This window comes from Alsobacter soli (assembly GCF_003004785.1).
GTDB classification, from domain to species: domain Bacteria; phylum Pseudomonadota; class Alphaproteobacteria; order Rhizobiales; family Beijerinckiaceae; genus Alsobacter; species Alsobacter soli.
Genome location: NZ_PVZS01000068.1, coordinates 1 through 1,512, shown reverse-complemented (window position 1 = coordinate 1,512; position 1,512 = coordinate 1). Strand labels below are relative to the sequence as shown.

Below are 1,512 nucleotides of genomic sequence, written 5' to 3'. Positions count from 1 at the left end.
GCGCGCGTCCTCCAGCACCATGGCGGCGCCCTTCTCGGCGATCATCATGGTGGGCGAGTTGGTGTTGCCCGATGTGATGCGCGGCATGGCGGAGGCGTCGATGACGCGCAGGCGCTCCACGCCGCGCACCCGCAGGCGGGCGTCCAGCACGGCGAGCGGGTCGTCCGTGACGCCCATCTTGGCCGTGCCGACCGGGTGGAAGATGGTGGAGGAGACGTCGCCCGCCGCCTTCGCCAGGTCCTCTTCCGAGGTGAGGTGGGCGCCGGGCTTGTATTCCTCCGGCCGGAAGCGCTCCAGGGCCTTCGCCTTGACGATGCGCCGCACCAGCTTCAGCGCGTCGGCGGCCACGCGCCGGTCCTCCTCGGCGGCGAGGTAGTTCGGCGAGATCGCCGGCGGGGCGGCCGGGTCGGCGGAGGCGAGGCGCACCGTGCCGCGGCTCGCCGGGCGCAGGTTGCACACGCTCGCCGTGAAGGCCGCGAACGGGTGCATGGGGTCGCCGAACTTGTCCAGCGACAGCGGCTGCACGTGGAACTGCAGGTTGGGCGTGGCGTAGTCCGGCGAGGAGCGGGTGAAGAGCCCGAGCTGCGACGGCGCCATGGTGAGGGGCCCGGTGCGCAGCAGCGCCCATTCCGCCGCCATCAGCCCGCGCTTCAGCAGCGACTGGTAGTCGATGTTGAGGGTGCGCACGCCCGTGACCTTGAACACCGGGCGGATCTGCAGGTGGTCCTGCAGGTTCTCGCCCACGCCCGGCAGGTCGCGCAGCACCGTGATCCCGTGCTCCTGCAGCAGCCCGCCCGGCCCGATCCCGGACAGCTGCAGGATCTTGGGCGAGGCCACGGCCCCGGCCGACAGGATCACCTCGCCGGCGGCGCGGGCCACCTTCTCCACCCCGTCCTGCCGGTAGGCGACGCCGACCGCCCTGCCCTCCTCGACGAGCACGCGCTCCACCGTCACGCCGGTCTCGAGCCGCAGGTTCGGCCGCTTCAGCGCCGGCCGGAGGAAGCCGCGCGCCGCGCTCCAGCGGCGGCCGCGCTTCTGGTTCACCTGGAAGTAGGACGAGCCCTCGTTGTCGCCGGTGTTGAAGTCCTTGACGCGCCTGATGCCGAGCTCCTCGGCGGCGGCCTGGAAGGCGTCCAGGATATCCCAGCGCATGCGCGGGTACTCCACCCGCCACTCGCCGCCCGAGCGGTGGAACTCGTTCGGCGGGTCGATGTGGTCCTCCTGCCTGAGGAAGGCGGGCAGCACGTCCTCCCAGCCCCAGCCCTCCAGCCCGAGCTGGCGCCAGCCGTCGTAGTCGGCCGCCTGACCGCGCATGTAGATCATGGCGTTGATGGCCGAGGAGCCGCCGATGACCTTGCCGCGCGGATAGGCGATGGAGCGGCCGTTGAGCCCCGGCTGCGGCTCGGACTTGAACATCCAGTCCGAGCGCGGGTTGCCGATGGCGAACAGGTAGCCGACCGGGATGTGGTACCAGATCCAGTTGTCCATCCCGCCCGCTTCCAGCACCAGCAC

Annotated in this window: 1 protein-coding gene; it reads right to left on the bottom strand. The window is 71.6% G+C overall.

Annotated features, from left to right (window positions below; translation table 11 throughout):
- The coding region (locus tag SLNSH_RS24255) for a GMC family oxidoreductase (RefSeq protein ID WP_106340863.1) at positions 1–1,512 on the bottom strand (1,512 nt) is incomplete at both ends.